The organism is Vibrio sp. Vb0937, from assembly GCF_033338855.1.
In genome coordinates, this window is record NZ_JAWOTK010000238.1 from 1 (window position 1) to 1,300 (window position 1,300).

Consider the following 1,300-nt stretch of genomic DNA (forward strand, 5'->3'; position numbering starts at 1 on the left):
ACTGCGCTGCCGCCCCTAACCAAAGTGTTTTAGGGTTCGCGATCAATGCGCCAAAGTCCGTCATCGCACCAACGCCCATAAAGATCAACAATGGGAAAACTCCCGATTCGATCCCGATATAGTAGACGTAGTACAACAAACCGCCTGGCTCAGTGAAGCCCGCATTAGGAATGTTAGCTAAGATAGCGCCAAAGCCAATTGGCAATAAAAGTAATGGTTCAAAGCCTTTGCGAATCGCTAAAAACAACAGCGTACAGCCAACCAGCATCATGCAGATTTGGCCAAACTCAAAGTTAGCGATCCCTGTTTCTGACCATAAGGTCATCAATCCGTCCATGATACTCCCTTACGCCAAGCTGAGAAGAGGTGCACCAACGGTAACGGCATCACCCTCTTTAACGTTCAGTTCTTGAACGATACCACCGCGAGCTGCACGAACTTCCGTTTCCATCTTCATTGCTTCAAGGATCAGTAGGACATCACCTTCTGCGACTTCAGCACCCGGCTGAACGTTCACTTTAAAGATGTTTCCTGCAAGCGGTGCAGGAACCGATTCCGCATTTGTCGTCACAGGCGCAACGGGAGCAGCCACTGATGCAGAAGCTGAACTTGGCGTCACAGAAGTCAATTGTCCTTTTGGCCCCACTTCAACTTCGTAGACTTGTCCATCAACGCGAACACTGTAAGTTTCTACGCTACCAGACGCGACTGGAGCCGCAGGCGCTGCAACTGGATTTGCACTTTCCAATGTGGGTGCTGGTTCAAAAGCATCAGGGTTACCACGGTTTTTAAGGAACTTCAGACCAACTTGAGGGAACAACGCATAAGTAAGTACGTCATCAACGCGTTCACTCGCAAGCTTAATGCCTTCAGACTGAGCCTTATCCATTAAATCCACCGTGAGCGCTTCCATTTCTGACTCTAACAAATCAGCAGGGCGACACGTAATTGGCTCTTTACCTTCAAGAACTTTTGCTTGTAGTTCGGCATTCACTGCCGCAGGAGCGGCACCGTACTCACCTTTGAGAACACCAGCGGTTTCTTTAGTGATGCTCTTGTAGCGCTCACCGGTCAATACGTTGATGACAGCTTGAGTACCAACGATCTGAGACGTCGGTGTTACGAGAGGAATAAAGCCAAGATCTTCACGTACACGTGGGATTTCTTCTAGCACCTCGTCGATACGATCCGCTGCACCTTGCTCTTTTAGCTGACCTTCCATATTCGTCAACATACCACCTGGCACTTGAGCAATAAGGATACGGGAATCCACGCCTTTTAGTTGCCCTTCCCACTTCGC

General features: G+C 49.2%; 2 protein-coding genes. Both read right to left on the reverse strand.

Going from position 1 to position 1,300, the window contains the following annotated elements:
• On the reverse strand, window positions 1–337 hold a 337-nt coding region (locus R7P67_RS24745), incomplete at its 3' end, for a sodium ion-translocating decarboxylase subunit beta (protein WP_318086309.1).
• Window positions 338–346: 9 nt separating this feature from the next.
• A partial coding sequence (locus tag R7P67_RS24750) for a biotin/lipoyl-containing protein (RefSeq protein WP_318086310.1) occupies window positions 347–1,300 on the reverse strand: 954 nt, incomplete at its 5' end.